Genomic DNA, 24123 nt, shown 5'->3' on the forward strand with positions numbered 1-24123 from the left:
CTTATAGATTGCTCCTTGCTGGAGCAGGAGCGCACACATGCTGGAGGCGCAGGTCTGACACAGGTTAGCGGCCATAGTCGCGGCCGATGTGGCAGGCCGTCTGAGGAACAAACGCAAGCGATAATCGAATAGCCGGTGCATTAGGAGATCTCGGAAAATACCCGGACATCAAGGTCCTTGCGGTTCGGCCGGCCAACGATCAGCCTGGCCTAAGCTCCATGCTACGAAATTGGAAGCTTTCGCATCTGCCCAGCGTCAAAAAGGTCCATGGTGGTGAGTAGGGAGGGGGTGACCTCGGTGGCACCGGAGGGCTGCTCGCCCGCGCGACGATTTCGTTCGCAGGCTTTCAGCTCTGCTGGTTATGCACAAGAATTGTTCACACCATGGTACAATTGAGCCATCAATTTCGGGGGCTCTACACTCAGCTCCTGGCGATTGATCACTCAAAGAGTGCGTTGATGGTCCCGACCGAAAGCATCGAGGGCGCTCGATCCCCGCTCCAGGAGCCATCAGGAAGTAGCGAGCAGTTCAGAACGCGCGGACTATCGACGCAGCTGTGCTTGTTGGTGCAACCGCATTGCGGCGCTTCTCCGTTGGACCGGCACAGCTCTTTAACGGAGGACGACTGACAAATGAACAGGTTGAATAACAAACGCACTCTTGTCACCGGCGGCAGCAGCGGCATCGGGCTCGAGACGGCTCGCCGCTTCCTTGAGGAAGGGGCCCGCGTTGCCATTACCGGCAGCAATTTGGCCTCGCTGGAAGCTGCTCGCAAGGAACTTGGAAACGTGCTAGTTGTCCATGCGGATGCCGGCGACATCGGCGCTCAGAAGAAGGTGGCCGCTGAGATACAGGACAATTTCGGCGGCCTCGACGCAATCTTCATCAACGCCGGCATCGGCGACTTCCGTCCATTGGCCGAGTGGGACGAGGCGGGCTTCGACCGCTCGGTGGCGGTCAATTTGAAGGGACCGTTTTTTCTGATCCAGGCTCTGTTGCCGATTCTCGCCAACCCGGCGTCGATTGTGCTGAATACCTCAATCAACGCTCACATTGGCATGCCCAATTCCAGCGTCTACGCGTTGACGAAAGCGGGATTAATTTCGCTCGCTCGCACCTTTTCCGGCGAACTCCTGCCGCGGGGCGTTCGCGTCAATGCTGTGAGCCCCGGCCCAATCGCTACGCCTTTGCACGGCAAGATCGGCATGGGCGATGCGGAGATCAAACGCCTGGTCGGTCAAATCCCGGCGGGTCGCCGCGGCGTGCCCAAGGAAGTAGCTGACGCCGTCGTCTTCTTCGCCTCAGATGAATCATCTTTTGCCATCGGTAGCGAACTCATTGTCGATGGTGGCATGAGCACACTCTGATCGATGGGACCATGCTTTTTCGCGAAGTGACATGTTCCGTCAGCTGTTCGAGAGCGTCGTATGCTGCTATAGTAATAGCGAATGGTCAGCAGGGATGGAGTTGCAGTCGATGCAAGCCTGTTCAAGGACGATGCCGACCGACAGAAGGGGATCGAAGGCGTAAAGACTTCTTTCGGAAGTCGGCCGAGCGATCGATGAATATCGGGCTGTTTTCGCGAGACCGCTACATGCTCGGTTCTGGAGCAGAGCGCACACATGCCGGAGACGCGGGTTGGACGCAGGTTGGCGGCCATAGTCGCGGCTGACGTCGCAGGCTATTCACGGCTCATGGGCCTCGACGAGGTCGGTACCGCCCGGACCCTTCGAGAGCACCGAGCAGTGATTGACGCGCTTGTGGCCAAACACGGCGGTCGGATCGTCAAGACGACCGGCGACGGCGTGCTGCTTGAGTTTCACTCGGTAGTAGATGCGGTCGAATGCGCGGCGACCATGCAAGTGGTGATGGCCCAGCGGAACAACAGTGTCCCCGAGGGCCGGCGCATGCTGTTTCGGATCGGGATCAACCTTGGCGATATCCTGATCGAGGAGGATGACATCCTTGGCGATGGCGTCAACGTCGCGGTCCGGCTCGAGAGCCTGGCGGAGCCGGGTGGCATCTGTATCTCAGCTTCCGTGTACGATCAGGTTCGTGGCAGGGTCGCGGTCGAGTTCGCCGATTTTGGCGAGCAAAGGCTGAAGAACATCAATCGCCCGGTGCACGTCTACGCAACGAGGTCGAGTGGTAATCTCGGGATGGTTTTACCTGACGTACAATCTCGGTACCCTCAGATGCTCGCGCTACCCGACAAGCCGTCGATCGCAGTGCTGCCGTTCCAAAATATGAGCGGGGATCCGGAACAGGAATATTTTGCCGACGGCATAGTCGAGGATATCATTACCGCGCTCTCGCGTATCCGCTGGCTCTTCGTGATCGCCCGCAATTCGAGCTTTACGTATAAGGGGCATCCCGTTGACGTGAAGCAGGCTGGGCGCGATCTAGGAGTTCGCTATGTGCTTGAGGGCTCAGTGCGCAAAGCCGGCGACCGGATTCGAATCACCGGACAGTTGATCGATGCGCTTACAGGCTCGCATCTGTGGGCCGAGCGCTATGACCGCGACATCAGCGACATCTTCGCGGTGCAGGATGAAATCGCCGGGAGCGTCGCCGCGGTTATAGAGCCGGCACTGGCTGCCGCCGAGCAAGAGCGCGTGCTCCGCAAATCACCGGAACGGCTTGATGCGTGGGAAGCCTATCAGCGTGGCGTTTGGCACCTCCACAAATATCGGCCGGAGGAGAACAAGATCGCGCTGGCTTTCTTCAGCCAAGCTATCGCGCTCGATCCGCATTTCGCACCCGGCCACTATGGATATGCGCTGGCTCTCCAGTGGGATATCTGGCACTTTTCGAACCGCCCCTTCGTGGAGGTTCAACAAACCGCGCGTGACGAAGCGCAAATCGCGGTATCGCTCGACGACAAGGATGCGACGGCGCATGCCGTACTGGCACACATGATGATGTGGGGTAGCGAATGGGAGTCGGCGATCGCGGAAACGCGCACCGCAATTGCCCTCAATCCAAACAGCGCGTTTGTCATCAGCATGCTTGGCTGTGTGCTCGGGTTCGGCGGATATCGAGAGGAAGCACTCGAAAGGCTGCAGCAGGCATTGCGTGCCAGCCCACACGATCCCCTGATTTGGCTTTGGTTGATCTGGCGTGGGCTTTTGCAGTTCTTTTCACGCGATTTCACGGCTGCGCTGCAGACGTTGCGTCAGGTTGCTCGCCTGCGTCCGGGGTACGTTGTCACCTTCCAATACATTGCAGCGTCGCTTGCTCATCTCGGGCGTTCGGACGAGGCGCGCGAAGCGCTCGAACGTGTCCCCCCGCAATCGGTGGAGCAGCTTGAGCGGTGGCAGGAAAGGCCACCCTGGATGCGCCCCGAAGATTATGCGCTTCTCGTCGAAGGTGTCCGCCTCGCAGCCCATCCAGGGACAGCGCAATCCCAATCATAAGGGGTAAACGATCAACTCTACTCTTGCAGCATCGCGTTTCGTTTACTAGGAGCCAGGGATGTCATCGCAGATTATCTGCTGCTCAGGTCCGCCACCGCTGCACCGAGCTGAACGCCGCCGCAACGGCTGATTGAGCACTCTTGGTCCAACTCTGGGAGCTTATCTATGTCTCAGACTATTTCATTCATCGTTCATTTGCCCGGCAAGGCCGAAGCACGCGAAGCACTCTATTCGAGCCTCGTAAAGGTACTCGACGAAATGTCGAATGAACCGGACTTCGTAAACACTTATCTTCACCGTTCGGTCGAAGATTCCGATACCTTGGTACTCTACGAAACCTGGGCATGCAGCGCGCAGTATTTCCAAGATTACCATCTGAAGAAGGCGTATCGGGTCGAATACGAGGGCAAGCTCAAGAACATGTTGAGGTCGGAGCGGCGTTTTGAATGGCTCGAACCCGTCAAAAGCTACGAGAGCAAGGGAAGATAGTTCATGATCGACGCCGGCCCGTTCCTTGGGCTCCATTGAGCGACCGCGAGAGGCAGGTGGACGAAGGTCTAGGCCTAGTTGCGAGCAGGGAGCGGGTTATCATCGATCAGCTCCGCCGGAGCTCCCGGCCGCCATCTTGGCGTCGAGCACATCAGTCAAACGGACTGGATCAAGCTCGCCTTCGGTCCGCGCAATCACGATCGTCGCCACGCCGTTGCCGATCACGTTCACGAGTGCCCGTGCCTATGACGGTATTTGAAGCGTCGCCGCACCAGTGCTGCACGGCAGCCTTGGTTAGGCACGCAGCACTGATCAGTCGATTGATTCCGATAGGTAGCGGAACGGCCAGTACTTCAGCGGCGTGGATTTTTCTGTGGATTCAAGAGCGAAAGATTTCGGCAGGTATACCATCGGCATTTGTCCGTCGGACTTGAAGCTTTGTGCTTGCAAATCAAGGACGAAACGTCGTCCGAAATGATTGAGTGGGAGTAGTGCCCCCGGCGGTCATCAAGTAGATTTTCGTAGGTTCATTCGCATTCTCGATGGATCTAGCCTGCTGCCCATCCGACTTAACTCCGTGGAAGCGGATCGGCAAACCAGTTTCGCGCTATTCAGCGCTGAAAACCCGACCTCTCAGCAGTCCGGCACCGATCTCGACGCGGAATTCAACGCCGTCAAGGTCGCCCTCGACGACACCCAACAGAACCTGGCCAAAATCCAGGATGACGACGGTGTCCTGAAGCGCGGATCAGTCGGGAAGGCGCAATTCGACAGCAGCGTGACGTTAGGTTTCGCGGCGCCGGCGCTGTGGGCGAGCGGCGTCATCTACACCGCAAACGTCAGCACGGTCTTTTACAACTCGATTTTCTACATCGCGAACACTACGCACACGTCTGGCGTGGGTTTCGATGCGTCCAAGTGGGACGAGATCGCAGATTTCACCGCTGCGGCCGCCATCACGGATGGTTCGATCACTTCCGCCAAGTTGGCCGACGGCGCGGTCGCCGCGAACAAGCTGGCTGACGGCGTTGTGTCCAACAGCAAACTCGCGACGGGCGCGGTCACCACGAACAAACTGGCCGACGCGAACGTTACGAGCGACAAGCTGGCCGACGCGGCCGTTTCGTTCTCGAAACTTGGCAGTGACGCGAACCAGATTATCCCCGCGGGCCTCGGGCCGTTGCCGTGGTCCTTGCCGACGCTGCCGGCGGGCTGGGATTGGGCCGACGGCGGCGTGCTGCTCCCGAGCACGGCGTTTCCTGTGCTGCGTGCCGCACTCGTGGCGGCCGGTTTTCCTCATGGCCAGGACGGCTCTGGTAATCCGAAGAAGCCGGACGCGCGTGGCAGCTTCATCGGAGGTGCGGATTCGCTCGGCGGGGGCGCAGCGGCAGGGCGTCTGACGTCGGCCACGATCTCGGGCGGCGCAAATCTTGGCGGCCGTGGCGGCCAGGAGCAAGTCACGCTCACCCAAGCGCAAATGCCGCCGCACAGCCACCCTGCAACCTCGGTCGATGCTGGCCACTTCCACAACTACAATGAGTCCTACAAATCCGGTGCCAACGCGGGCGCAGCCAATTTTGTGTCCGTTGACTCCACACGAACATCCACCACTGCTTTCGCGCAGGCCAACGTCACCACTTCGATCAGCGCGACCGGCGGGGGCGGCGCGCACACCAATATCCCGCCGACGCTTGTGTGCAACATGATCATCAAGGCGCACTGACGATGCCCCAACTCATCGAATTCGAAGGCCAACAGCACGAATTCCCCGACGACTTCACGCCGGCGGACATTCAGCGCGCGCTCGCCACCGTGCCGCCTCCGGTTGCGGCGGCGCCTGCATCCACTCCCGGCGTCGGCGCTCAAAACGCCGCACAGCAAGGTCGTCTCTACGTCACTCCCGAAGCGCCCAAGCCGATCGAACGCCCCGCGTCCGTGCTGCCGAGCAGCGTCGGCGGCGCAGTGCGCGACTTCCAGGTCGGCGCTCAAGGCGTCGGCAAGGGGCTCACCGACATCGTCACTGGTCCGTTTGACCTTGTGGCCGGCGCGCAGAACGCCGCCGTCGGCGGCATCAACAAGCTGTTCGGCACGAACATCCCGATGGCCACGCCGGCGTCCAAGCTGGTCGAGCATGCCGTCGACGCCACCGGCATCCCCGTCATCGATCCGGCCACCATGTCGCGGAGTGAGAAGCTCGCCTACGACGTCAATCGGTTCGGCACGCAAGCCGTCGGCGTCGGCTCCATGTTGGCCCAGCGCGCGCCGAGCGTGGCGGCCGCGGCCACGCGATCCGAGACCGTCTCTCAGCGGGTCCTGGACCACATGGCGCGTCCGTACACCGAGTCACCGGCCCGAACACTGGTAGGCGATACGATTGGCGGTGCAGGTGCCGGCGTCGCTGTGAATGCCTCAGACAACTACATTCCCGACGACGCAAGTGTCTTCGGGCATTACGTTGGGCATGGCCTGAAAGATGTCACCAATGTGCTTGCTCCGCTGGCAGGCGCTTCTGGCGCCAATACGTTGCAGGCTGGCGTCGAAGGCCTCGGCGGTCTGATCCGGAATATCGCGTCCAAGACCTTCTCCTCCGCACCGGCGCCGATACCACTCAACCCGGCCACCAAAGCGCCCTACAGCATCGCCGATGTCGACCGCGCCGCGGCAAAGCTTCAATCTGCTACTACCGGCTCCCCACGAGCTCTGGCTCAAGACATCCGGGAGAACGCAGCAGCTCTTGCAAACCCTCAAGAAGGAGGAGTGCCCCTCCAGGTTTCGGCGATGCCGACTTCAGCCTTGCTGTCGCGGGACCCTGGCCTAATCGCAGCGGAGCAGGGCGCGCGTCTCAAGTCCTCGCCCGATTTCGTCAAGCGGGACCAGAACGTCAAGGCCGCGGCCGCCGAGCGTGTCGAGGCGATGCGGGATCCCGAGGCGGACCTCGGTTCGGTGATGCGCCGCGCCGCCGAAACGCGGGCGGAGCGCATGAACGCCGCGGAGGGCGATGTCTTGCAACGCCAGGACGCCGTCAACTCGCTCGATCAGATCAGGCGTGATCAGGGGCAGCCGCTCAGCGCCGTAGCCAACTCCGAGGCCAGAGCGAACGCTTCCCGGCGGCTCGATCGAGCACTGGTAGAGGACACCTATCTTCCGGCCCGTGCCGAGAAGAACCGCTTGTTCGACACCGCACCCGGCCGCAACGAGCAGCTCCCGGCCGACGATGTATTTGGGGCGATCGATCGCATCCGCGCCGGTGCGAACAACTTGGCACCCGGCACGCTCCCTGAGGATTTCATGCGGCGGTTAGACGCCCTGCGGCCGCGGCTGGTGGAGCATCCGCCGGAGAGCGGCCAGATGGCCAATGTCGGCGGCCCCGGCACGGCCTTGGGTGCGGACCTTGCGGATCTCCGCAAGTTCATTGGTCCCGCACAGGCGCGCGCTCAGCGCGCCGGCAACTTCGACCTGGCCGACAACCTCTCGGCGCTCCGGAGCGCGGTCAATCGCACGATTGAAGATGCGCCTGGCTACGCGGATGCGAACGCAAACTATCGTGGCTTCGCCGAGCGGTTTCGGCCCGAGCCGAATGACGCGATGGCCAAATTCACCCGCGCGCTTGACCGCGGCGGTCAGAATGCCGACGGCGAGCTCAATCGTGGCGCCACCCCGCAGAGCGACACCGCGAGCAGGTTCCTTTCATCGCCCGAGAGCGCCGCCAGCTTGCCGCGTGCGCTGCAAGGCTCGCCGGCCATGGCCGCCGGCGAGACTGCGCTGCGCGACCATTACAGGTCCAACCTGGCCATGTCGGCCTTGAACCCGGACGGCACGATCAACCCGATTAGGGCGTCGGCATGGGCGAACAACCACGCGGAAATCCTGGCTCAATTCCCCGCAATCCGTCGGGAGTTTGACGACATCGTCGCACAGGCACGCCGCGGTGAGCACCTGTCGACGCAGGCGCGTGCCGATCTCGAGGCCGCTCGGACGGCGCGGAATGCCACCGAAGTCGACGTCGATCGTTCGGTGATCGGCACATTGCTCAGAGAAGACCCTCGCGACGCTGCCGCCAAGATCCTGAATGGGGGTTACGATGCATCGAAGCGGCTCGATGAGATCAATGCCCTGGTCCGCCACGATGCACAAGCGCAGCGCGGCTGGAAAGCTGCCATGACGGAAGTCCTAGCCGACAAGGTGCAAGGCACGCGGCAAGTCGGCGAGACTCTTGAGGTTCAATTCGCGCGCCTCGCCAAAGAGTTCAAAGACAACGAGACGCTGCTTGCAAAGACCTTCAGTTCACAAGAAATGAACAACCTGCGGCAGGCCCACAAAATCCTTTCGTACTTTAAGGAGGCTGAGAAGCGAGCGACGGTCGGTAGCGACACGGCGGAGAAGCTAAACATTCCCGGATGGGCCCAACTGGCCGTTCGCCACTTCAAGGGAGATCTCGCCGGTGGCGGTTTGATCAAGCGGTTCAAGCTGCTCCTCGAGATGCTGCCATCCAACAAGCAGAGCGCTGATGAAATCATCCACATGGCTTGGTTTGATCCGAATGTGGCCGCGTATCTCCTGGAGCGCCCAGTAAAGAACCCGAACGTGCCGGCCTACAATATCGACCTGCGGCGGCTGATCGCGGCCGCGAACGCGTCTCGCGAAAACTGAAGGGGGACATAAATGCCTTCAATTGCCGCTTACGATCTGTCCGAACAGCAGCGGACACTAGTTCGGCTCATCGTCAACGAGGGCAGGCGGCCTGAGGAAGCCGCAGAGCTCGCCGGATATCACCCGAAGTCCGTCTACAAGACGATGCGATTACCGGCGGTCGCGGCCGCAATTTCGGAATCCATCCAGCTCGATCTCGCAGTGGTTGGCGCGCCACTAGCTTATCGCGTGGCGAAGTCACTGCTCCAGGACGCAAGTGTGAGTGCCCGTGTCCGAGCTGACCTTTCGATCAAGGTGCTGGATCGGGCAGGGCACATTGCGCCAACTCGCAAGGAGACGGCCTCTCAGCAGAAGTCGCTCTCTGAAATGTCTCGTGACGAATTGGCTGCCTTCATCGCGGGCAACCAAGCCGAGATCGACAAGATCGAAGCCGAGCTGGCCTCGCGGGCTAAGGACGTGTCGTATCTGGGCTAGGTGGGTCGCCTTAGGGCGACATCTAGATCCTAATTGGCATGGCCGTCATCGTCGGACTCTGCACGGCCATGGCCGCACTGCAGGAGCTGCGCCGCGGCATCTCGGCTGCAGTCGGCTGGCTGGCGCTGGGGCTGGTCGACGCCGTCCTGGCGGCGGCCTTCGCCGTGCACGCGGCGATGCCCGCCAGCGGCTGCGAGCAGCGTTTCTCCGGGCCTGTCTCACACTATCCGTGCGGCTGGGTGGAGCTAGGGCTTTCTCTTTGAACTAGGGCGTGTCCTCATAAGCGCAGACGTCCGCTTTTGATGACGCTGCCCGCTTAAAGTAGCGCGTCGTCAGGTCGATTGAAGGCGTGCTGACGGTCGGCCTCTAGACACTAGGCTTAGGCATTCGGAGTGTGACGCGGCAACCCTGATCCAGATTTTCGTAATCGATCGTGCCGCCGAGTTGCTGTGATAGCAGAGATAGAACCCGCGATCCGACGCCTTCCGGCTGCTGCGTTCGGATGCCGACGCCGTTGTCACTCACGGTAAGGACCACTTCGCTGTCGGCATGAAGGTCGACGTGGATATGACCCGGCCGCCCGTCCGGGAAGGCATACTTTAGGCTGTTCGTAACAAGCTCATTGACGATGATCGCGATTGGGACGGCCTGCTCGCTGTGAATATACAGCTCATCCGCCCGAGCCGTGATCGCCACAGGGCTTGTCCCAGTGATTGACGCGGAAAGATGCTGGCATATTTCTGTGAGATACTGCTTGGCATCGACAACCTTCCGCTCGGCCCTGATCGTGAGGTGATCGTAGACCTGTGACATCACCTGGATACGTGAGGCCATGTCGCCGAGCGCGTCGGCCGCGCTCACGCCAGCCTGCTTGGCCTGCAATCGCATCATCGCGGATAACATAGCTAAATTGTTCTTCGTGCGATGCGCCAACTCCATGAGAAGAACCGTTTTCGCTTTCTGGGCGGCAACCATCCTCTCCAGTTCGTTACGAAATCCCTCTGCAACTACGCCGATACCGAGACCGGTCGCAACGAACAATCCCAAAGGTAGAAGATGGGCAGTCCACGGTGCAGCGGGCGCGGCGTACACCGCATATAACGTGGCGAGTGCGGTCCCCAAAAATGTGCTACCGCGATCGAACAGAAGGCCACATAGAAAGATCCCGGGAAGAAGGAAGAACAATCCGCCGAAGCCGCTTTGCGATTGCAGACCCATTTGCACAAGAATGAAGAACGCCATGATGAGGGCGCTCGTCCCAAACCGGATATAGGCAGGCTGCGGATGAGCAGGGAGGAAATAGAGTAGGCGTTCCATTCAGTCGAAACCGTCAGGCTGCACTTTGAGTTCCCGAAGCTCTCGGCCAATGTCCCTTTTCTGTAGGCCGCCTTGCTCCGGCGGTGGCCGGCTGTAGGTGCGTGCGCTGCACAGGAATTTCGTCAAAGATGCGAGCCCTCCTTCGTCTGCTCCTGGGCCCTTAGCCGAAGAAGGCTAAGGCCATTGCGGTGTCGGCTGTCGGGGGTACAGCGGGCCCGCCGGCTCGCGCTGGCGGGCCCAGGCGTACTGGCCTAGAAGGCGCGTCCACGTCGGCGGATGCGCGTTTATTCGAGAATCTCATATTCGAACGCTACGCCCTCAGGGTCGTTTTCCTCGAACCATTTCTCTGCGGCATCCTGGTTAGCGAACACCTTAATGTGGTCCTTATCGCCAGCCTGCTTGCCGGTGTTGACGTATACGAAGACTGTCATAGCTCGCGCTCCATCGCGGGATGGCTCCGGTTCTTCACCTTGATCCAGTGCTTCTGCCGCCCACCACGATACGGTCGATCGCGATAATTCGAGACCAAGCCCTCAAGTCCCATCCGGCAAGCCGCCCGAAATAGGTCAGGTCCAATCTCCCCGCGCTCGAACGGCGCGACACTGATCCCGTCCGGCCGGCGCGCCAATAGCTGCTGCAGATTTGCTTTGCGCAAGTAAAGGGGCAGCAAGCGCAAATCATCGCCGCCCATCGCGAGGATATCGAAGGCATATAGCTGCACCTCGTGGTCGTGGAGCCGGCTGTGGAGCGCGTTGAAGTCGCTGATGCCGTCCACCCCGAGGATCACAGCCTCGCCATCGATCACAAAGCGCTTCTGCCGGTTCTTCAGCGCCGCCTCAGCAATCCAGGGATAACGCTTCGTCCAGTCGGTGCCGTTGCGAGATAGCAGGCGCACGCGCTCGTTCTCCCGGACGACCAGCATCCGATAGCCATCGTGCTTTACTTCGTGAATCCAGTCCGGCCCTGAGGGCACTTGCTTGGCGGCGGTGGCCAGGCTGAGTTCGTACGCCATACGCATGAGCCGAAGATAGGCACCTGCCGCGAATTTTACGAATCCGAATCGATAGCGCAAGTTCCTGACCGGAACAGTGCTAAAGCGAACAGAGGACTGCGGTGACCGCTGATAGGCTCGTTCTCGCCTGGCCTTGATGCTTGAGGATCAGGCAAACCTCCAGCGGCCCCGGCCTCACGACCCCTTTCTAGCCTAGGGCCGGGGCCGTCCAATCGCCATCATCGTCCTCTCGCTGCCGGCGCGCAGGATGACGCTTCGCTGGCCGCACGCCTGACATACAAACGCCCTCCTACGGCGTCCAGCCGAGCGGCCTGCTTCACGCGGTGCCGCGAAGCGGTAGGGCGAGCTGCACGTCGAGGCGCCTCGTGGCATTGGCCTGGATGAAGGCCTGCAGCCCCGGCGAGATCTCCGCGTCGGTATGGGCCGCGCGCTCGGCCAGCGCGTTGGCGACGTCCGAGGTGGCATCGCGCGACCAGCCCTCGACCGGATTGAAGCACACGATCCGGATAGGATAGGCGTATTGGCCGGAGAGGATGTCCTGCAGGACCGTCTCGAGATCCGTGTCGGCTTCGTCAGTCTCGCGCCAGGCGCATCCGGCACGCGCGCCGAAATCCTCAAGCACCAGGTAGATATCGCGGTCGAGGCGATCGTTCGGGATGATTGACGGTGCGGCCGTACGCGAGAACTCCACTGACCGGAGTTCAATCTAAGTGGCCTGTGGCTGGAAGGCGAATCGGAACCTGCGAAATCTTCCTCGCATTGGCGTGGTGCCAACATGGAGGAATGAGCATGGCAACGTCGAACAAGCAGGCCGCTCGCGGTCGCAGGCAAGACCGGGCGCGGGTGGCGGGCGGACAAGATTACGAGATTGGTTATGAGGCCAAGAAGACTAGCCGCCCGGCTTCCGCCGTGAAGAAGGCGGTCAAGAAGGTGGGTAGCAGCCGCAAGAAAGTGGAGCGGCGCTTGGGCCGATGAGGGGCGTGGTATTTCGGCATCGATTCCTAGGAACGAGCGCCGCCGCAGCCAGTTCAAGGATCGGTCTTGCGTGCCATCGAAGCAAGACCTATTGCCAAAACTTAGCTCCAGCTCGTCCCCCGCGGGCTGGAGCTTTTGCGGCGGATTCATAAATTTGAATCCCAAGTGGATGATTTTTGGGAGGAAGCTCCTTTGCCGACCAGACAGCGGCAGACCGCTCGGTCCCAGCTCATTTTTCGATCCGGAAAAACCGCCAGGCTGGGGCCGATGTGCTCTATGCCGGGCGCGTTCGATCAGTACCAGCCCATCTTGAAACAGAGACCAAACCAACCAGCGAGCGCGATTAGAGCGGCAATGTTGATGTACGTCTGAGCCTTCTGCATCGGTTCACCGCAATCAAAGGCGTCCCGCAATTCGGAAAAATGGTGCTTGGTCCCTGCCTGCTCCACCTCTCCGCACTCGACCAGGTCAACAAGGTTTCTGTTTCTGGCGCCCGGCTCATCGCCGGAGCTTGGGGTTCTCCACCTTATGTGCTTTGGCGTGTTCTTCTCGACCTGCGGGACCATGCGGGCGGGGTCGGGAGCGCCCGGAACGCCCCGCGGGCCGAGCAGCCCACGCGTAATGTCATCTTCGGTTCTTTCCGGCTCGACGCCGTTGATGGGCCGCTGTCGCACGGGAACGACCTCCTGATGCGCACCGGCAAGCTCAAGCTACCTCCGGCTTGAAGGTCTGCGGCTGCTGCTCTGGTGCCGGCGGTCGAAAAGGAATCGGGAACGTCGTGCGCGCGAGGCTTACCAGCGCCGCTCGTTGCTCGGAGAGACGGCTTTCGATGTACTCGCGCTCCAGATGGGAAAGGCGGGTCTTGAGCAGCCGGTGGTAGCGGTGAATGTTATTGCGGTGGGTGCGCAAGCGGGCGAGCTTTTCTTCGAGTGTCATCATCGTCATCCTCGACGGTTACAAGCAATCCTTTCCAAAAGAGGTCGGAGGAGCCCCTCCGGCGCAAGACTTAGAGAGGCTTGATCTTGTTTCAAGATGGATAAGGATAGGGCGAGGGAGCCGGACCGGCCGCTGCTTCGGAGGACATCAGGTGGGGAGCAAAGTCCTACCCGGTTCTTCGGCGCTGGTTGGCTTCCGCCGTAGCCGGCGCCCCGCCTGCGGTATCCACCGTGAATCTTGCGACCCGCCGGGGACCACTCCAGACCTCTGTCACCGGGTGCGCTTCGAGGAATTTCACAGCTCGACGCTTAGCATCATCGTCGCAGCCGCACTCCAACTCATAGGTCGCATGAGCGACGCCCCAGAGATCGACTGCATATGCCACGTAACGCATGGTCGTGCTGTCGACTAATCGAGAGCGGTCGTTTTTTGCGTCACAACTTCGGCAGCCACGTGCTGACACGTCGTTAGGACAAATGCCGCCCTGCTGCATTGCCATTCACTACCGAGGGCAGCACTTGAGACTGGCTCGTGAGCGGCCAACCCTAACAGAGCGGCCGCGCCGATCAGCAAATTTACGACAACGAGCTTGCGTGCTTTGCGAGTCCACGTTGGGCTAATCATTGAGATAGTTCCCCTTCTGGGACATGCGCTGGAAGGGAGGAGGCTGGGCCTCGTTTGTTTCAGGCCGACTTCGCAGCCCAGGGAAAATGGTTTCATGGCGATGATCTGGAGGATCGATTCGGAGGCATCTCGGTTAGGCGGGCATGGGCATCCAAGCGATAATGCGGGCGGTTTTGGTCGGCCTTCCTGCCCTACTTGTCTCTGCTTGCGTGAGCTCTGATCGGGTCACTTCCGGTTCGACAGTTAGATCAGGGGCACCATGGGCGCGAGACCTCAATGAACCGCCCCCAAGTCGACCGCCGGCTGACGCAGCAATCTCAGGCGTAAAAGCAGACCTGAATGCTGCGCGCGCGAGAGCTTCCCGTTAGAGCTATCTTCGGCTCGCACTCACAAGACCCGCTGGTTCACGCCGGCGGGCCTTCGCTCCTGCTTCTCTTTCCGGAACTGAGGAGCTTGGGCAGGGGCGGCATCTGCGGGCGGGGAGTATCGATCGGTTGGTCAGGAGAGGGATCAACCTCTTCCGCCTTCCTCCTGCTGACGAGGACGCCAATGGAGCCGGTGACTACTAGCAAGGTCCCTGCGATCATCAGGAAGAGCGGCAACTTCAAGGTTGCGAAAAGAGATAGCCACGCAGTCTCCGCCAACTTTTCTACTCCTTTGGTTTGGCCCACCGGTTGATGGCGCCACGCCTGCCGCAGGCCTTACAAACCGGCTCTGTATGTGACGGCGGCTTGCTGATTATCTCGAATTGGTTACAATACAACCTGTTTTAGAATTTTGGATTTGGATCTACCCATTGGCAACAAGCATTGAAGAGATCGTTTCGGCTTATGTACGTCTGAAGAACCGGCAAGCGTTGGAGAATATGCGAGACCTGCGGCGCCAGTTGCTTGAACAGCTACAGTCCACATCAAGCATTAATCCGACTGACTCTCGGGATGCTTTGCTTGATGACCTCCGAGTGATCGAGGATGGACTGGAGCAGCTCCAGCTAAGGCATTGACGAGAGGCCCGCCGGTTCACGCTGGCCGGTCTCTATGCTAGCGAGTTGGGGTGCCCCGGCGATCGTGCGGAACGTCGTGGCACCGGCCGCAGGAACCGTCACAAGGCGGCGCCTGCGGCCGCTTGTTCTCGTTTCACGGAACGTTCTTACGCACCGTCAAGGTACTGTCCGTATTTAAGCCCAGGTGTCCTAAGTTGAATTTGGAAAGTGCCCTAAATTCCAGAAGGAACAAATGTTCGCTTTGGCATTTAAGGGGCCGATAGCCGAACGACGGTGCAGCCGTTGCTGAGGCTATGGGCCCGGCCTCCTAGGCACACCGGGCCCGCTTGGGGGGTCTTAGGAACCCCTCGACTAAAAAAGCCCCAGCCGCTGTCTGGACGGCTGGGGCGTCAACCAAGAGAGATCACCTGTTCTTCGGCAGATGTATGGATCAAGCTGCCCAAGGCATTCACGTTCCGAATAGAGTGTGGCGGTGTCGGTATCAGGACAGCGGGCGGAGCGGCGCGAGTAAGCGCGTGGAAGTAACCAAGCATGCCTCAGGCTGTTCACATGCATGAAGCGCATCTTCTGCAGGTCACTACTGACGATGGTGAGCGCCGGTTTTGGTTGGCGGCCGGTACGGAAGAACAGGCCGTTCAGCTGGTCTTGGATGCCATCCCAGAGGGATGGACCGCTAAACTGATCGATGGTGGGCTCGCCGCCCGCGAGGAAGTCGCAGCACTCGGCCTGAATGTTGGGCTCGCGCCAGGTGAAGCCCGCGAGGTAAGCAGAGGAATCGGGCATAGCTGATATGAAGGTGCTTCTCCGCCCGCGAGCGGGAAACACAAGCACGGTTCGGGACGCGAGCCAGATGATTCTGAAGCTCCCCCCGACAAGGAGCGTCAGATGAGCGAACGACGTGAGCTATATCGCAGCACCAATGGCGACGCCTGGTTTCTGGGACGCGAGCCGGCCAATGGCCATGCTTTCATCATTCATCAGCCAAATGCGCCTTCCGGCGGTCGATTGACACACATCGAACTTGGCGACTTCTTGCGAAGCGAGCCGAAAGGACCCGAACATCAGGCCCTGCTGCGCTTGATAGGGACCCTCGTGAACGTGCCGCCATACGCTTAGGATATTGCGGCCGCGGACAGCTTCTTACCAAACTGGGAGCTAAGATCACGTTGTTACACGAATGCGCACTGCGTTCTGGAACCGGCCTGAATTTGCTTGCCAGTGCTTAGGAACGGCGTCGGAGGGGCGCACGTCGAACACTTCGCGAGAGGAGCAACGTGGACAACGAAACTCAGCTGCCCTTCCGTAGGAGGACACTATCCCTGAAATGGCCATTGGCCATGCTTCACAACGTGGGCACGATGGGAGCATACAATCAGCCGATAATGTCATGGGACAATCTCCTTCGTATCACTGCATTCCGAGGGACGCTCCCGCTGGAGAGCTGCACTGAAGGCCGGGGCCGCTCCACCGGCTCGGCGGGAGAGCCGACACATTACCAATTCCGAATTTTCGCCCCTCTTGAAATACTCGGCCGCCCTCTCCGATTGAGCTAGAATCTGCTTGCTTTGCTCGATCAATAGGAGGGTTCGCTCCCTATGTTGTTGGGCCTGCTGTACTTGCCTCTGTGCTCGTTCGATCAAATAGCGGCTGTATTCCTGTGGTGAGGGCATCAAATGCATAGGTAGAACTCGTGGTAAGAGTGCTAAATGCCTCGATTTGTTAAACGTTCCTCTCGCGGTTGCCGAGCTAAGCCGACGCCATGCCCATCATACATCGCGCAGATCAAGACTCCGCTTCCGATGACGTCGCGCCCCCAGAAATTCAAACTGAGGCTTGACCCAATTCCGCGTTGGAAGTGTAGGGGCGTGCCTCGACGTGTTTCATGCGCCGTGCCCCGTGAGCTTGTCTCGTTCAGTGCGGGCGATTGCCTTGACCTTGGCCTCGGCTTCGCTGCGGGTCAGCAGATCCGGCCTGAGGCGGCGGCTCGGCATATCGTCCCAGTAGACAAAGACGCTGGGCCGGCCATCGGCGAAGCGGACTTCGTAGCTGCCGGCATTGGGGACGGCTTCGTGCTTGAGCAGGCGGATAGGATCGGCGTCGGTCATGGTTTGGTGTCTAGGCAACTGATTGGGTAATGCCAAATCGCTTCGCCCGGATCCAGCCCTGTTCGGAACAGTAACCCGACAATGTTCGGAAACGAACAGAACGGCGCTTCGAGCTGTGATTAAGCTCGCAATCGCTTGGCCTCCCCAAGCGCCAAGCACCTCCAGCGGCCCCGGCCTCCACCACCCCGTAACCCCACTGGCCGGGGCCGTCTTTCCTTGTGGTTCCGGACAGTCCGCGCGGCCGCTTGCCGCTGGCGATTTAATTTTTAATTTGAATTAATTTAAATGGCTGATTTAATATCGCGTCGGGGGCAATCGCTGGCCGCTCGGCGGAGCGCGGAGCTAGCAGAGGAGAGGTTCCAGGAAGATCACCTGGGGTGTTCTTCGGCAACAGCATTTGCATTGACTCTGGCGATGACGACCGTGCCATCTGTATGGGCTTGCAACGGCAATGGGAAGTGTTCCGACGCGCCCGGGCAGACGAGGGGAGCCCCCGGACCGATTGGGGCCGGCCTTCCTATTCTCGCGATTGGATACGGCGTGTACTGGCTGGTAAGACGACGGCGGACCCGCTAAGTCCCGCGATTGCCGGAACCAAATCACAGGAGCAGAGTTGATCCTTCCGTCACGTCTTGCCAATGTGATGGCGACACAAGGACCTCAGCTCGGCGTCAGCCCCGGAGCTGAGGTCTTTTTTTGTCTTCTGTGTACATTTTGCACAAAGCACCGGAACGCAATCCGGGTTCCTGACTCATCTCAAGGGGACTTGGATGGATAATAAGACGTGCCGCGCTACACCTCCTTTGCCCGAGAGGCCGCAGCAACGCTGCTTCGAATGGCCAAAACAACAAAAAACCCGCAGGTTGCATCCGGATTGATCCAGCGTGCAGCCGATCTGAAGGACAGAACGGGCGAACTGCCCCCGGTTGATATTGAGGCGGTCGCCGAGGAACCAAAGAAGCCTCTAACGAAGAACTGAGGCTGCCTCAATTGGCGGCCTCTTTCATTTCGGAATTCATGTGAACAAAAATGGCCCCCCTCCATGGGCGGCGAAGCTGGGGCCAATCGGGGTCGACCGGGCAAGGGCCGTTCCACTCCGGCTTGAGCAGAGCAGTCGGAAATTACTTTAAAAGAATCTCATAGCGACGTTTGAGCCGGTCGCTTGTGGTCTTTGCTGCGTATTGAATGCGTGCAAGGTCGCAGCCTTCCTGCGCGACGACATGCAGCTTCCACTCTGAGGTGCCGGGTCGGGGATCGGGCCCGAACTCAACTTCGATGGACACGACCTTTTCTGTGCCTGGAAAACTTCGGATCTCCTGCAGCGCAATTCGCTCGAGCTCATCCTTCGACACCGGTGATCTGGACACCGTTCGCTCCTAAGGGTGGAGGCGGCTGCTTGAAGCCGCGCACAGCTCAATGCAGTCAGTGACCTCGACGTTCCTCAGATGAGAAGGCGCATCGCGAATCGCTCCAAGCTCGCGCCGATCTTATGATCAGCGCAATTGCTGCAGAGCTTCCGGAGTCAGCTCGTATCGACTCCCCACCTTTTTCAACCAGTGTGCTTTAAGCATACGCCTTGCAGTGTAGAACCCGCACAGTGGACGGTCGCCTCCTGGATGAAATAGCAGGCCGTCGCGTTCGATCAGATAGCCGTACAGCTGTGCGTGCCGCAGCGGCCTCAGCATTCCCGGTTTCGAGGCGGCCTCCATAATCGGCGTTGCTCCTTCGGGCGACGCGGCTCGCTGGACAGAAGGTCTACGGGGAGAGCGGCAGCTGTACCGGTGAGTCGCTGCGAAAACAATGGCGGCTCTGCGCATATCGTTCCTGCCTCTGGGGCGCATCCTCTGCCCGAAGAGGAACGGGTAATCGTCCGCTCTGGAACTGGAACCCTGCTCACCCCGTTTAGCTAACGGGCAGAACAAGGAGGAGGAAACCATGCCAGTCGTACTGCTTTGGGCTGTGCCTACGGTTCTCGTGATCGGTGGCGTCAGCTACTATTTTCTTCATGTCGTGCACTGATCCTGTTGTTTTGAGCGTACGGGCGATGCTTGATGGCGCCTAGGTCGACGCTGCAGCACTGCCGGAAGCCCAGCGCCCTCCCATTGCCCGGCGCTGGGCAGCTATTTGAAAAGGTCGAACCATGAAGCACGCGCTTCCGACAATCGGAATTGTTCTAGGGTTGATCGTGACACCTGCACTCGCCGACTCCTGGAAGGATGAGAGCGGCAAAGGCCGATGGGGCTACGATCATGGTCCTTACCGCGCCTACAACTACGACCGCGAATACAAGCAGGAGTATTACCGAGGCCCCTGCAAGATCGAGCGGAAGTGGGGCAAGCACGGAGAGTACAAAGAAGAGACGAAGTGCAAGGGCTATCGCGACTGACCGCCGAGCGCTGGAAGCGGCCTAGTTTGTAAGCCCGCAACTGCAAAATGCGGCAAAGGCCCCAGCCCGGGACTGACCGGCTGAGGCCTTTGTACCCACAATCTTCATCCTTCGGATCGCCCACGCAAATGCGCATCCCACCGGTTCGTTTCCTGGAATTTCCGAATTAGGAACGTTCCTCATTCCTCCTGATTAGACGTGTTTGAGGAGGAAGGGACCATGGACGGACTGATTTATCTCATCGGCTTGATCGTCGTGATCATGGCGATCCTGTCGTTCTTCGGCCTGCGCTGAGAGAACGACAATGGCTATTGAAACACTCATGCGCGAAGAAATCATGGAGGGCGGCGTGGCTGCCGAAGACCGCCGGACCATCCAATGGAGTTCGGTGCTCGCAGGCGCTTTCGCCGCCGGCGCGATGTCGTTCATCCTGGTCAGCTTTGGCGTTGCCATCGGTCTCGGCGTCAGTTCGGCCTCGCCGACCTGGCGTGATGCCTCCGCGGCGCTGGCGCTGCTCTCCGGGCTGTATCTGATCATCCAGGCGATCTTCAGCTTCGGCTTCGGTGGTTACATCGCCGGCCGGACCGCGCGCCCGGCGCCCGCCCTTGCAACGATCGAGGATGAGGGTGAGCGGCGGGACGGGCTGCACGGCCTGACGGCGTGGGCTCTCGCGGTGCTCCTCGGCGCCGCGCTGCTTGCGCTGCTCGGTGCAGCCGCGATCGACCGCTCGCCGATGCGCAGCTCGGCCAGCAATATGTCTGCCGCCGAACCGCTGTTGAGCTATGAGCTCGACAAGCTGTTCCGCGCGCCGCGGCGCCCGCCCAACACCGATCTGCGGGAAGCCCGCGCCGAAGCGGGACGCATCCTGATGACGTCATCGAGCCACAGCGGTGTCAGCACCGATGACCGGACCTATCTCGTGCAGCAGGTGGCCGCAGTCGCAGGACTTGCGGCGCCCGACGCGGAACGACGGGTCGACGCGCTCATCGCAAACTCGAAGACGGCCATCAACCGCGCGCGGCGCAACGCGATCATCGTCGCCTTCTCGGTTGCGGCCGCGACCTTGATCGGGGCCGCGGTCGCCTGGGCCGCAGCCGTCGCCGGCGGGCGGCATCGTGACGGAGAACCGCTGCCGAACTGGATGGCGAGCTCCAATCGCTTCCATCGCAACCCGCGCGCAATGCCGGTGCCGTAGGCCCCAAAGAAAATGGCCGGGCGCAAGCCCGGCGCAGCGGAAAGCCGATCGCGCCGAAGGAGCGGCCCGCTGCCGGCAACGTCGTCGACCTGATGGAGGCGCTGCGCCGGAGTGTCGGCGGTGCCTCCGCCGAGACCAAGACTCCGAAGAAGCCGGCCAAGAAAGGGAAGAAGGCGGCCGTGGGGCAACGGGAGATGCTTATGCCGATCGCCGGCAAGGAGGCGGCGGCGAAGAAGCCGGCGGCCAGGCCGCAGCGCAAGTCTGCCTGAAGCCAGAATAGGAGAGCCGCATGGATATGCGAGAAGCTTCGGCGATGACAGAAGCCTCGGGGCTTGTGAGCGATCCCGATGGCGTCGAGCAGGTTTCCGGTGTGAGGCCCGCCGCCTCGGCGGAGGCGGCAAGGAGGCGGCAGCCGCTCCAGTCGCCTTCGTCTGACGCCGCGATGCGCTGGGCCGGTCGGCTGCGCGAGGTAACGGTGAAGGCCCCGTTGCAGTCGCTCTTCGTCGCGTTCCTGCTCGGTGTTTGGGTCGCGCGCCGGCGCTAAGAGACCTGCGAGCCTGCATGCTTCATGGCTAGGACGCTCAAGACATCTCAGGCCTCACTGGGCTTCTACGATCTGGCGATAGCGGCCCCCTCCAATGAGTCCGAGGTTGACTCGATCGAAGAGAACGGACGGCACTCCAGGGGCGAGCCGAGATGAGGAGACTCGCTGGGAGAAGCAGAAGGAAATGCTCGAGGCTACCCTGCGCCGCGCGCGAACAGCGTTGTCGCCTGCGCTTGCTGCGCGAGCCGGCCTTTCGACTCGCTCATGAGCGTAATGAACGGAACGGCCCACATCGCCGAAGCCTGCCCGAGCAGAACGACCGTCACTACGGCCTGGTGAGTATCATGCTGACCTCCGCAGCGCGGCGGCCCAAGGCCGCCGCAGCCGCATCGGCACACCCCCGCCGCGCGGCGGGTCATCGTCGTCGCCGTCGAGCCGCCGCAGCGCGGCGAGGATGTCGGCGAGCCGGATCGCGCGATCCATGCCGGGTATCTCGCGTAGCGCGGGGCAGGATTCCACTGCGAACATGTCGGACGCCCAAGACGACAGGATGATCCGCTTTTCCGGCACGGAGAGCTCATCGTCGTTGAGGACGTCGTCCGCAGATGCATAGTGCGCGGCGGGATGGAAGAGGGGATCGAGATTGCCGGTGTTTGTGTTGGCGTTGGCCATCGGTTGCCTCCCTTACGCTCCTTTTCTTCGGGATGGGTTCGAGTTGGTGCCGGACGGCGGCGTGGCCGCCGTCCGGATTGCTACTGGGTGTTGATCGCGATGCGCTTGACGCCCGCACTCGGATTTTCCGACTTCGGCAGCGACACGATCAGGACGCCGTTCTTGAACGACGCCTCGGCCTTGTCTTCTTCGACGTCCTCGAGCGGGATCCGCCGCTCGAAGGCGCCGTAGGTGCGCTCGGTGAAGTACCTGCCTTCGTCGCTGCGCTCGGCCTTCTTCTCCCCGCGGATGGTCAGCACGCCACCGGCGATTTCGATCTGGACGTCCTTCTCCCTCATGCCGGGCAGTTCGGCCGAGATCGTCAGCGCCTTGTCCGTCTCGCTGAGCTCGATCTTGGGCCAGCCGAATTGCCCTTCCATCAGCGGCGCCAGACCCGTCCCGCCGAAGCCGCGGAAGACATCGTCGAAGAGGCGGTTCATCTCGCGATGAAGCGCCATGAAGGGGTCGTAGTTGCCGCGCGCCGGCGCAAGTTCCTGATTCCGCGACCGGGGAATGAGATCACCAACTGCCATGGTTTTTCTCCTTCGTTGCATGAGCCAAGGATCGCGGCCGCGATTGCGCAGGCCGCGTTCCGCCATCGAACCTCGATCCGGCGTCAGGCCGCCTTCTTCTGCTCGATCTGCGAGGCCGGAGAGGCGCCGCTTCCGATCTGGATCCGGCGCGGTTTCATGGCTTCCGGCACCTCGCGGACGAGATCGATGATCAGCAATCCGTCGCGGAAGGCGGCCTCTTTCACCTGGACGTAGTCAGCCAAATTGAACACGCGCCTGAATGGACGTGCGGCGATCCCCTGGTAGAGATATTCGCCGGCCGCCTTCTCGGGCTTCCTGCCATCGATGGTGAGCGCGTTCTGTTCGGCCGTCACGGTGATGTCGTCGGCTCCGAAGCCGGCGACGGCGAGCGAGATCCGGTAGTGGTCCTCGCCGGACCGTTCGATGTTGTACGGGGGGTAGTGGTCCTCGGTCGCCTGGCGCATGGTGCTATCGACGAGATCGGCCAGGTGGTCGAAGCCGATGGTGGAGCGCCACAGGGGCGCGAAGTCGAAGGTCGTCCTCATAACCAAGTCCTCCAAAGAGCAAGATGGATACGAAGAGCGCAAGACAGGGGTTTCAGACGGGGTCCGAAGACACCGGCCCGGCGCCCGCACCGGGCCCGATGAGGCGCCCGGCACACCGCTCTCGCGGCGAAAAATGACTTAGATAAACGGAAGGTCGTTTCAAGCGGTGGGTCGCAAAAAATTTGCCGGTGACGGCCGGCCCTGCGCCACCTTCCTGAAGGACTCGGATGCGCGGCAAGAGGCGTCTTGACAGTGATCCGCGCCCGAATATTTTTCCGCTGGGATTCTCTTCCCTTCTTCTCAACACAAGGACCGCGACGACCGTCAGGAGTGACGACGATGCTCGATGAAGATCTGGCCCGCATTCGCGCGCACCGCAACAACATCCACCGCTACCAGCGACTGCTTCGGACGAAGCTATCGGAGCTTGAACGCCAGTTCATCGAACGCCGCCTCGCCGAGGAGCAGGCCGCGGTTCAATCCCTCGCCGCAGAGACCTTCCCAGTCGCGTTTATGCTGCCGGAAGGTCCCGCTCGCTCCGCAGGAATGGGGGCCGAGTGATGAGCGACGTTCGCGACCTCCTGATCCGCGGCAGCGAAAAGGTCATCGGACACTATCGGCTGCTACTGGCGAGCGCCAAAAGCGAGAGGGAGCGCCAGCTCTACCGAAGCCGGATCGAACGCGAGCAGCGGCTACTGGATGAATTGCTGGGCGGCTTTCCGGATCGGTACGCCGCATAAGCTCTTTCCGAATGCCACACGATGACCGCCATCCACGTCTCGGGTGGGCAGTTCGTCGTAGATCGATGCTACTGTCGTCAGCTCGAGCCGATGCCAGAGTGCGCGTCCTTGCCGCCGGAGGCCATTGGCGAGGAGGCGCCGTTCCTATCGGGTGCTTGGATCAGTCGGGCACCATCGAACTGCCTGGCGCGGTACTCGAGATATAGCTGGCCCGTTATCAGCATGACGCCGGCGCAAGCCAGCGCCATGGCGGCGGCGATGATGTCACGATAGTCATCCATTTTGGAATCGAATTTCGCAGCCAAAGAACGCTGGTATTGCGGCTAAGTTCCTGGCCTAGCCTGTAGCTCACACGCACCCGCGCAACGGTTGCCGCGCTCACCTCGGAAAGAGCTTGTCGCGAATATAGCGCGAGGTCGGCGTCAGTCTGATGCCGCGCGGCTTGCGCACGCATTTCCACGCCGGCGT

Annotated in this window: 29 protein-coding genes and 2 pseudogenes; 16 read left to right on the forward strand and 15 right to left on the reverse strand. The window is 60.9% G+C overall.

What is annotated here, in order from left to right; translation table 11 throughout:
* The first annotated feature begins 632 nt into the window (after positions 1 to 632).
* The 3 genes from ACR9YP_RS22850 (at position 633) to ACR9YP_RS22860 (ending at position 3905) form a co-directional block, all read left to right on the forward strand.
* On the forward strand, positions 633 to 1367 hold the full coding sequence (locus tag ACR9YP_RS22850) for an SDR family oxidoreductase (RefSeq protein ID WP_438107915.1): 735 nt from the start codon (positions 633 to 635) through the stop codon (positions 1365 to 1367).
* A 255-nt stretch (positions 1368 to 1622) separates the two neighbouring features.
* Positions 1623 to 3416 carry an adenylate/guanylate cyclase domain-containing protein gene (locus tag ACR9YP_RS22855; RefSeq protein ID WP_474217136.1) on the forward strand — a complete coding sequence of 598 codons (1794 nt, stop codon included), beginning with the start codon at positions 1623 to 1625 and terminating at the stop codon, positions 3414 to 3416.
* Between the two features lie 165 nt (positions 3417 to 3581).
* Complete coding sequence (locus tag ACR9YP_RS22860; RefSeq protein WP_438107917.1) at positions 3582 to 3905, forward strand: putative quinol monooxygenase; 324 nt, start codon at positions 3582 to 3584, stop codon at positions 3903 to 3905.
* Between the two features lie 99 nt (positions 3906 to 4004).
* On the opposite strand, the gene ACR9YP_RS22865 is transcribed toward ACR9YP_RS22860, so the two are convergent.
* Complete coding sequence (locus tag ACR9YP_RS22865; RefSeq protein WP_438107918.1) at positions 4005 to 4136, reverse strand: hypothetical protein; 132 nt, start codon at positions 4134 to 4136, stop codon at positions 4005 to 4007.
* Positions 4137 to 4482: 346 nt separating this feature from the next.
* Between ACR9YP_RS22865 and ACR9YP_RS22870 the strand changes: the two genes are divergently transcribed.
* Genes ACR9YP_RS22870 through ACR9YP_RS22885 form a run of 4 tightly spaced genes read left to right on the forward strand, consistent with a single transcriptional unit; the run spans position 4483 to position 9292 of the window.
* Entirely contained in the window at positions 4483 to 5628 is a 1146-nt protein-coding gene (locus ACR9YP_RS22870) for a hypothetical protein (protein WP_438107919.1), read from the forward strand.
* A 2-nt stretch (positions 5629 to 5630) separates the two neighbouring features.
* Complete coding sequence (locus ACR9YP_RS22875; protein ID WP_438107920.1) at positions 5631 to 8555, forward strand: hypothetical protein; 2925 nt, start codon at positions 5631 to 5633, stop codon at positions 8553 to 8555.
* A gap of 12 nt (positions 8556 to 8567) precedes the next feature.
* Positions 8568 to 9029: a DUF1192 family protein gene (locus tag ACR9YP_RS22880; RefSeq protein WP_438107921.1), complete on the forward strand. Its 462-nt coding sequence runs from the start codon at positions 8568 to 8570 to the stop codon at positions 9027 to 9029.
* A gap of 38 nt (positions 9030 to 9067) precedes the next feature.
* On the forward strand, positions 9068 to 9292 hold the full coding sequence (locus ACR9YP_RS22885; RefSeq protein WP_438107922.1) for a hypothetical protein: 225 nt from the start codon (positions 9068 to 9070) through the stop codon (positions 9290 to 9292).
* Positions 9293 to 9395: 103 nt separating this feature from the next.
* Here ACR9YP_RS22885 and ACR9YP_RS22890 read toward each other — a convergent pair whose 3' ends face one another.
* The 4 genes from ACR9YP_RS22890 to ACR9YP_RS22905 all read right to left on the reverse strand — a co-directional run bounded on the left by ACR9YP_RS22890 (position 9396) and on the right by ACR9YP_RS22905 (position 12049).
* Positions 9396 to 10271: a sensor histidine kinase gene (locus ACR9YP_RS22890; RefSeq protein WP_474217137.1), complete on the reverse strand. Its 876-nt coding sequence runs from the start codon at positions 10269 to 10271 to the stop codon at positions 9396 to 9398.
* Positions 10272 to 10630: 359 nt separating this feature from the next.
* Positions 10631 to 10777 (reverse strand): hypothetical protein, encoded by a 147-nt coding sequence (locus ACR9YP_RS22895; protein WP_438107924.1) that lies wholly within the window; start codon positions 10775 to 10777, stop codon positions 10631 to 10633.
* Positions 10774 to 11358, reverse strand: a complete 585-nt coding sequence (locus ACR9YP_RS22900) for an ATP-dependent DNA ligase (RefSeq protein WP_438107925.1) — start codon at positions 11356 to 11358, stop codon at positions 10774 to 10776. Before ACR9YP_RS22900 ends, ACR9YP_RS22895 begins: the two co-directional genes overlap by 4 nt.
* A 316-nt stretch (positions 11359 to 11674) precedes the next feature.
* Positions 11675 to 12049, reverse strand: coding sequence for a hypothetical protein (locus tag ACR9YP_RS22905; protein WP_438107926.1), 375 nt, complete (start codon positions 12047 to 12049; stop codon positions 11675 to 11677).
* A 98-nt stretch (positions 12050 to 12147) separates the two neighbouring features.
* Here ACR9YP_RS22905 and ACR9YP_RS22910 point away from each other — a divergent pair, with 98 nt between their 5' ends.
* Positions 12148 to 12333, forward strand: coding sequence for a DUF3606 domain-containing protein (locus ACR9YP_RS22910; RefSeq protein ID WP_438107927.1), 186 nt, complete (start codon positions 12148 to 12150; stop codon positions 12331 to 12333).
* A gap of 293 nt (positions 12334 to 12626) precedes the next feature.
* Here the strand turns inward: ACR9YP_RS22910 and ACR9YP_RS22915 are convergent, their stop codons facing one another.
* The 3 genes from ACR9YP_RS22915 to ACR9YP_RS22925 all read right to left on the reverse strand — a co-directional run bounded on the left by ACR9YP_RS22915 (position 12627) and on the right by ACR9YP_RS22925 (position 15679).
* Positions 12627 to 13007, reverse strand: a complete 381-nt coding sequence (locus ACR9YP_RS22915; protein ID WP_438110917.1) for a hypothetical protein — start codon at positions 13005 to 13007, stop codon at positions 12627 to 12629.
* A 31-nt stretch (positions 13008 to 13038) separates the two neighbouring features.
* Positions 13039 to 13272: a hypothetical protein gene (locus ACR9YP_RS22920; RefSeq protein ID WP_438107928.1), complete on the reverse strand. Its 234-nt coding sequence runs from the start codon at positions 13270 to 13272 to the stop codon at positions 13039 to 13041.
* 1975 nt (positions 13273 to 15247) lie between these two features.
* Complete coding sequence (locus ACR9YP_RS22925) at positions 15248 to 15679, reverse strand: hypothetical protein (protein ID WP_438107930.1); 432 nt, start codon at positions 15677 to 15679, stop codon at positions 15248 to 15250.
* Between the two features lie 102 nt (positions 15680 to 15781).
* Here ACR9YP_RS22925 and ACR9YP_RS22930 point away from each other — a divergent pair, with 102 nt between their 5' ends.
* Complete coding sequence (locus ACR9YP_RS22930) at positions 15782 to 16012, forward strand: hypothetical protein (protein WP_080648044.1); 231 nt, start codon at positions 15782 to 15784, stop codon at positions 16010 to 16012.
* Between the two features lie 764 nt (positions 16013 to 16776).
* Here the strand turns inward: ACR9YP_RS22930 and ACR9YP_RS22935 are convergent.
* Positions 16777 to 17001 carry a hypothetical protein gene (locus tag ACR9YP_RS22935; protein ID WP_438107931.1) on the reverse strand — a complete coding sequence of 75 codons (225 nt, stop codon included), beginning with the start codon at positions 16999 to 17001 and terminating at the stop codon, positions 16777 to 16779.
* Positions 17002 to 17785: 784 nt separating this feature from the next.
* Here ACR9YP_RS22935 and ACR9YP_RS22940 point away from each other — a divergent pair.
* On the forward strand, positions 17786 to 17980 hold the full coding sequence (locus ACR9YP_RS22940) for a hypothetical protein (RefSeq protein WP_438107932.1): 195 nt from the start codon (positions 17786 to 17788) through the stop codon (positions 17978 to 17980).
* Between the two features lie 142 nt (positions 17981 to 18122).
* On the opposite strand, the gene ACR9YP_RS22945 is transcribed toward ACR9YP_RS22940, so the two are convergent.
* Positions 18123 to 18368 carry a hypothetical protein gene (locus ACR9YP_RS22945; RefSeq protein ID WP_438107933.1) on the reverse strand — a complete coding sequence of 82 codons (246 nt, stop codon included), beginning with the start codon at positions 18366 to 18368 and terminating at the stop codon, positions 18123 to 18125.
* Between the two features lie 818 nt (positions 18369 to 19186).
* Here ACR9YP_RS22945 and ACR9YP_RS22950 point away from each other — a divergent pair.
* The 4 genes and pseudogenes from ACR9YP_RS22950 to ACR9YP_RS22965 all read left to right on the forward strand — a co-directional run bounded on the left by ACR9YP_RS22950 (position 19187) and on the right by ACR9YP_RS22965 (position 21126).
* Entirely contained in the window at positions 19187 to 19387 is a 201-nt protein-coding gene (locus ACR9YP_RS22950; protein ID WP_438107935.1) for a hypothetical protein, read from the forward strand.
* 304 nt (positions 19388 to 19691) lie between these two features.
* Positions 19692 to 20582: a hypothetical protein gene (locus tag ACR9YP_RS22955; RefSeq protein WP_474217138.1), complete on the forward strand. Its 891-nt coding sequence runs from the start codon at positions 19692 to 19694 to the stop codon at positions 20580 to 20582.
* Between the two features lie 29 nt (positions 20583 to 20611).
* A pseudogene (locus tag ACR9YP_RS22960) lies at positions 20612 to 20851 on the forward strand (non-homologous end joining protein Ku); the annotation flags it as partial.
* Positions 20852 to 20871: 20 nt separating this feature from the next.
* A complete protein-coding gene (locus tag ACR9YP_RS22965; RefSeq protein ID WP_474217139.1) occupies positions 20872 to 21126 on the forward strand; it encodes a hypothetical protein in 255 nt (84 codons plus the stop codon).
* 342 nt (positions 21127 to 21468) lie between these two features.
* Here the strand turns inward: ACR9YP_RS22965 and ACR9YP_RS22970 are convergent, their stop codons facing one another.
* The 3 genes from ACR9YP_RS22970 to ACR9YP_RS22980 all read right to left on the reverse strand — a co-directional run bounded on the left by ACR9YP_RS22970 (position 21469) and on the right by ACR9YP_RS22980 (position 22915).
* Positions 21469 to 21798 (reverse strand): hypothetical protein, encoded by a 330-nt coding sequence (locus tag ACR9YP_RS22970; RefSeq protein ID WP_438107938.1) that lies wholly within the window; start codon positions 21796 to 21798, stop codon positions 21469 to 21471.
* An 80-nt stretch (positions 21799 to 21878) separates the two neighbouring features.
* Positions 21879 to 22370, reverse strand: a complete 492-nt coding sequence (locus tag ACR9YP_RS22975; protein ID WP_438107939.1) for an Hsp20/alpha crystallin family protein — start codon at positions 22368 to 22370, stop codon at positions 21879 to 21881.
* A gap of 83 nt (positions 22371 to 22453) precedes the next feature.
* Positions 22454 to 22915 carry an Hsp20 family protein gene (locus tag ACR9YP_RS22980; protein WP_438107940.1) on the reverse strand — a complete coding sequence of 154 codons (462 nt, stop codon included), beginning with the start codon at positions 22913 to 22915 and terminating at the stop codon, positions 22454 to 22456.
* A gap of 339 nt (positions 22916 to 23254) precedes the next feature.
* Here ACR9YP_RS22980 and ACR9YP_RS22985 point away from each other — a divergent pair, with 339 nt between their 5' ends.
* Together ACR9YP_RS22985 and ACR9YP_RS22990 are read left to right on the forward strand one after the other, a co-directional pair.
* Positions 23255 to 23476 (forward strand): hypothetical protein, encoded by a 222-nt coding sequence (locus ACR9YP_RS22985; RefSeq protein WP_128944248.1) that lies wholly within the window; start codon positions 23255 to 23257, stop codon positions 23474 to 23476.
* Complete coding sequence (locus ACR9YP_RS22990; protein WP_474217141.1) at positions 23476 to 23655, forward strand: hypothetical protein; 180 nt, start codon at positions 23476 to 23478, stop codon at positions 23653 to 23655. The genes ACR9YP_RS22985 and ACR9YP_RS22990 overlap by 1 nt, the downstream gene beginning before the upstream one ends.
* A gap of 77 nt (positions 23656 to 23732) precedes the next feature.
* Here the strand turns inward: ACR9YP_RS22990 and ACR9YP_RS22995 are convergent, their stop codons facing one another.
* Both ACR9YP_RS22995 and ACR9YP_RS23000 read right to left on the reverse strand, forming a co-directional pair.
* Positions 23733 to 23936: a hypothetical protein gene (locus ACR9YP_RS22995; protein ID WP_438107942.1), complete on the reverse strand. Its 204-nt coding sequence runs from the start codon at positions 23934 to 23936 to the stop codon at positions 23733 to 23735.
* Positions 23937 to 24033: 97 nt separating this feature from the next.
* Positions 24034 to 24102: pseudogene (locus ACR9YP_RS23000) on the reverse strand (NUDIX hydrolase); the annotation flags it as partial.
* Between the last annotated feature and the right edge of the window lie 21 nt (positions 24103 to 24123).

The sequence above is a fragment of the Bradyrhizobium sp. BR14999 genome (assembly GCF_056106085.1).

Bases quoted from the DNA above. Each gene is read 5' to 3' on its own strand.
- ACR9YP_RS22850 (WP_438107915.1), top strand. From the start codon at position 633: ATGAACAGGTTGAATAACAAACGCACTCTTGTCACCGGCGGCAGCAGC.
- ACR9YP_RS22855 (WP_474217136.1), top strand. From the start codon at position 1,623: ATGCCGGAGACGCGGGTTGGACGCAGGTTGGCGGCCATAGTCGCGGCT.
- ACR9YP_RS22860 (WP_438107917.1), top strand. From the start codon at position 3,582: ATGTCTCAGACTATTTCATTCATCGTTCATTTGCCCGGCAAGGCCGAA.
- ACR9YP_RS22875 (WP_438107920.1), top strand. From the start codon at position 5,631: ATGCCCCAACTCATCGAATTCGAAGGCCAACAGCACGAATTCCCCGAC.
- ACR9YP_RS22880 (WP_438107921.1), top strand. From the start codon at position 8,568: ATGCCTTCAATTGCCGCTTACGATCTGTCCGAACAGCAGCGGACACTA.
- ACR9YP_RS22885 (WP_438107922.1), top strand. From the start codon at position 9,068: ATGGCCGTCATCGTCGGACTCTGCACGGCCATGGCCGCACTGCAGGAG.
- ACR9YP_RS22890 (WP_474217137.1), bottom strand. From the start codon at position 10,271: ATGGCGTTCTTCATTCTTGTGCAAATGGGTCTGCAATCGCAAAGCGGC.
- ACR9YP_RS22895 (WP_438107924.1), bottom strand. From the start codon at position 10,777: ATGACAGTCTTCGTATACGTCAACACCGGCAAGCAGGCTGGCGATAAG.
- ACR9YP_RS22900 (WP_438107925.1), bottom strand. From the start codon at position 11,358: ATGGCGTACGAACTCAGCCTGGCCACCGCCGCCAAGCAAGTGCCCTCA.
- ACR9YP_RS22910 (WP_438107927.1), top strand. From the start codon at position 12,148: ATGGCAACGTCGAACAAGCAGGCCGCTCGCGGTCGCAGGCAAGACCGG.
- ACR9YP_RS22920 (WP_438107928.1), bottom strand. From the start codon at position 13,272: ATGATGACACTCGAAGAAAAGCTCGCCCGCTTGCGCACCCACCGCAAT.
- ACR9YP_RS22925 (WP_438107930.1), bottom strand. From the start codon at position 15,679: ATGCCCGATTCCTCTGCTTACCTCGCGGGCTTCACCTGGCGCGAGCCC.
- ACR9YP_RS22930 (WP_080648044.1), top strand. From the start codon at position 15,782: ATGAGCGAACGACGTGAGCTATATCGCAGCACCAATGGCGACGCCTGG.
- ACR9YP_RS22935 (WP_438107931.1), bottom strand. From the start codon at position 17,001: ATGACCGACGCCGATCCTATCCGCCTGCTCAAGCACGAAGCCGTCCCC.
- ACR9YP_RS22955 (WP_474217138.1), top strand. From the start codon at position 19,692: ATGGCTATTGAAACACTCATGCGCGAAGAAATCATGGAGGGCGGCGTG.
- ACR9YP_RS22965 (WP_474217139.1), top strand. From the start codon at position 20,872: ATGGATATGCGAGAAGCTTCGGCGATGACAGAAGCCTCGGGGCTTGTG.
- ACR9YP_RS22970 (WP_438107938.1), bottom strand. From the start codon at position 21,798: ATGGCCAACGCCAACACAAACACCGGCAATCTCGATCCCCTCTTCCAT.
- ACR9YP_RS22975 (WP_438107939.1), bottom strand. From the start codon at position 22,370: ATGGCAGTTGGTGATCTCATTCCCCGGTCGCGGAATCAGGAACTTGCG.
- ACR9YP_RS22980 (WP_438107940.1), bottom strand. From the start codon at position 22,915: ATGAGGACGACCTTCGACTTCGCGCCCCTGTGGCGCTCCACCATCGGC.
- ACR9YP_RS22985 (WP_128944248.1), top strand. From the start codon at position 23,255: ATGCTCGATGAAGATCTGGCCCGCATTCGCGCGCACCGCAACAACATC.
- ACR9YP_RS22990 (WP_474217141.1), top strand. From the start codon at position 23,476: ATGAGCGACGTTCGCGACCTCCTGATCCGCGGCAGCGAAAAGGTCATC.
- ACR9YP_RS22995 (WP_438107942.1), bottom strand. From the start codon at position 23,936: ATGGATGACTATCGTGACATCATCGCCGCCGCCATGGCGCTGGCTTGC.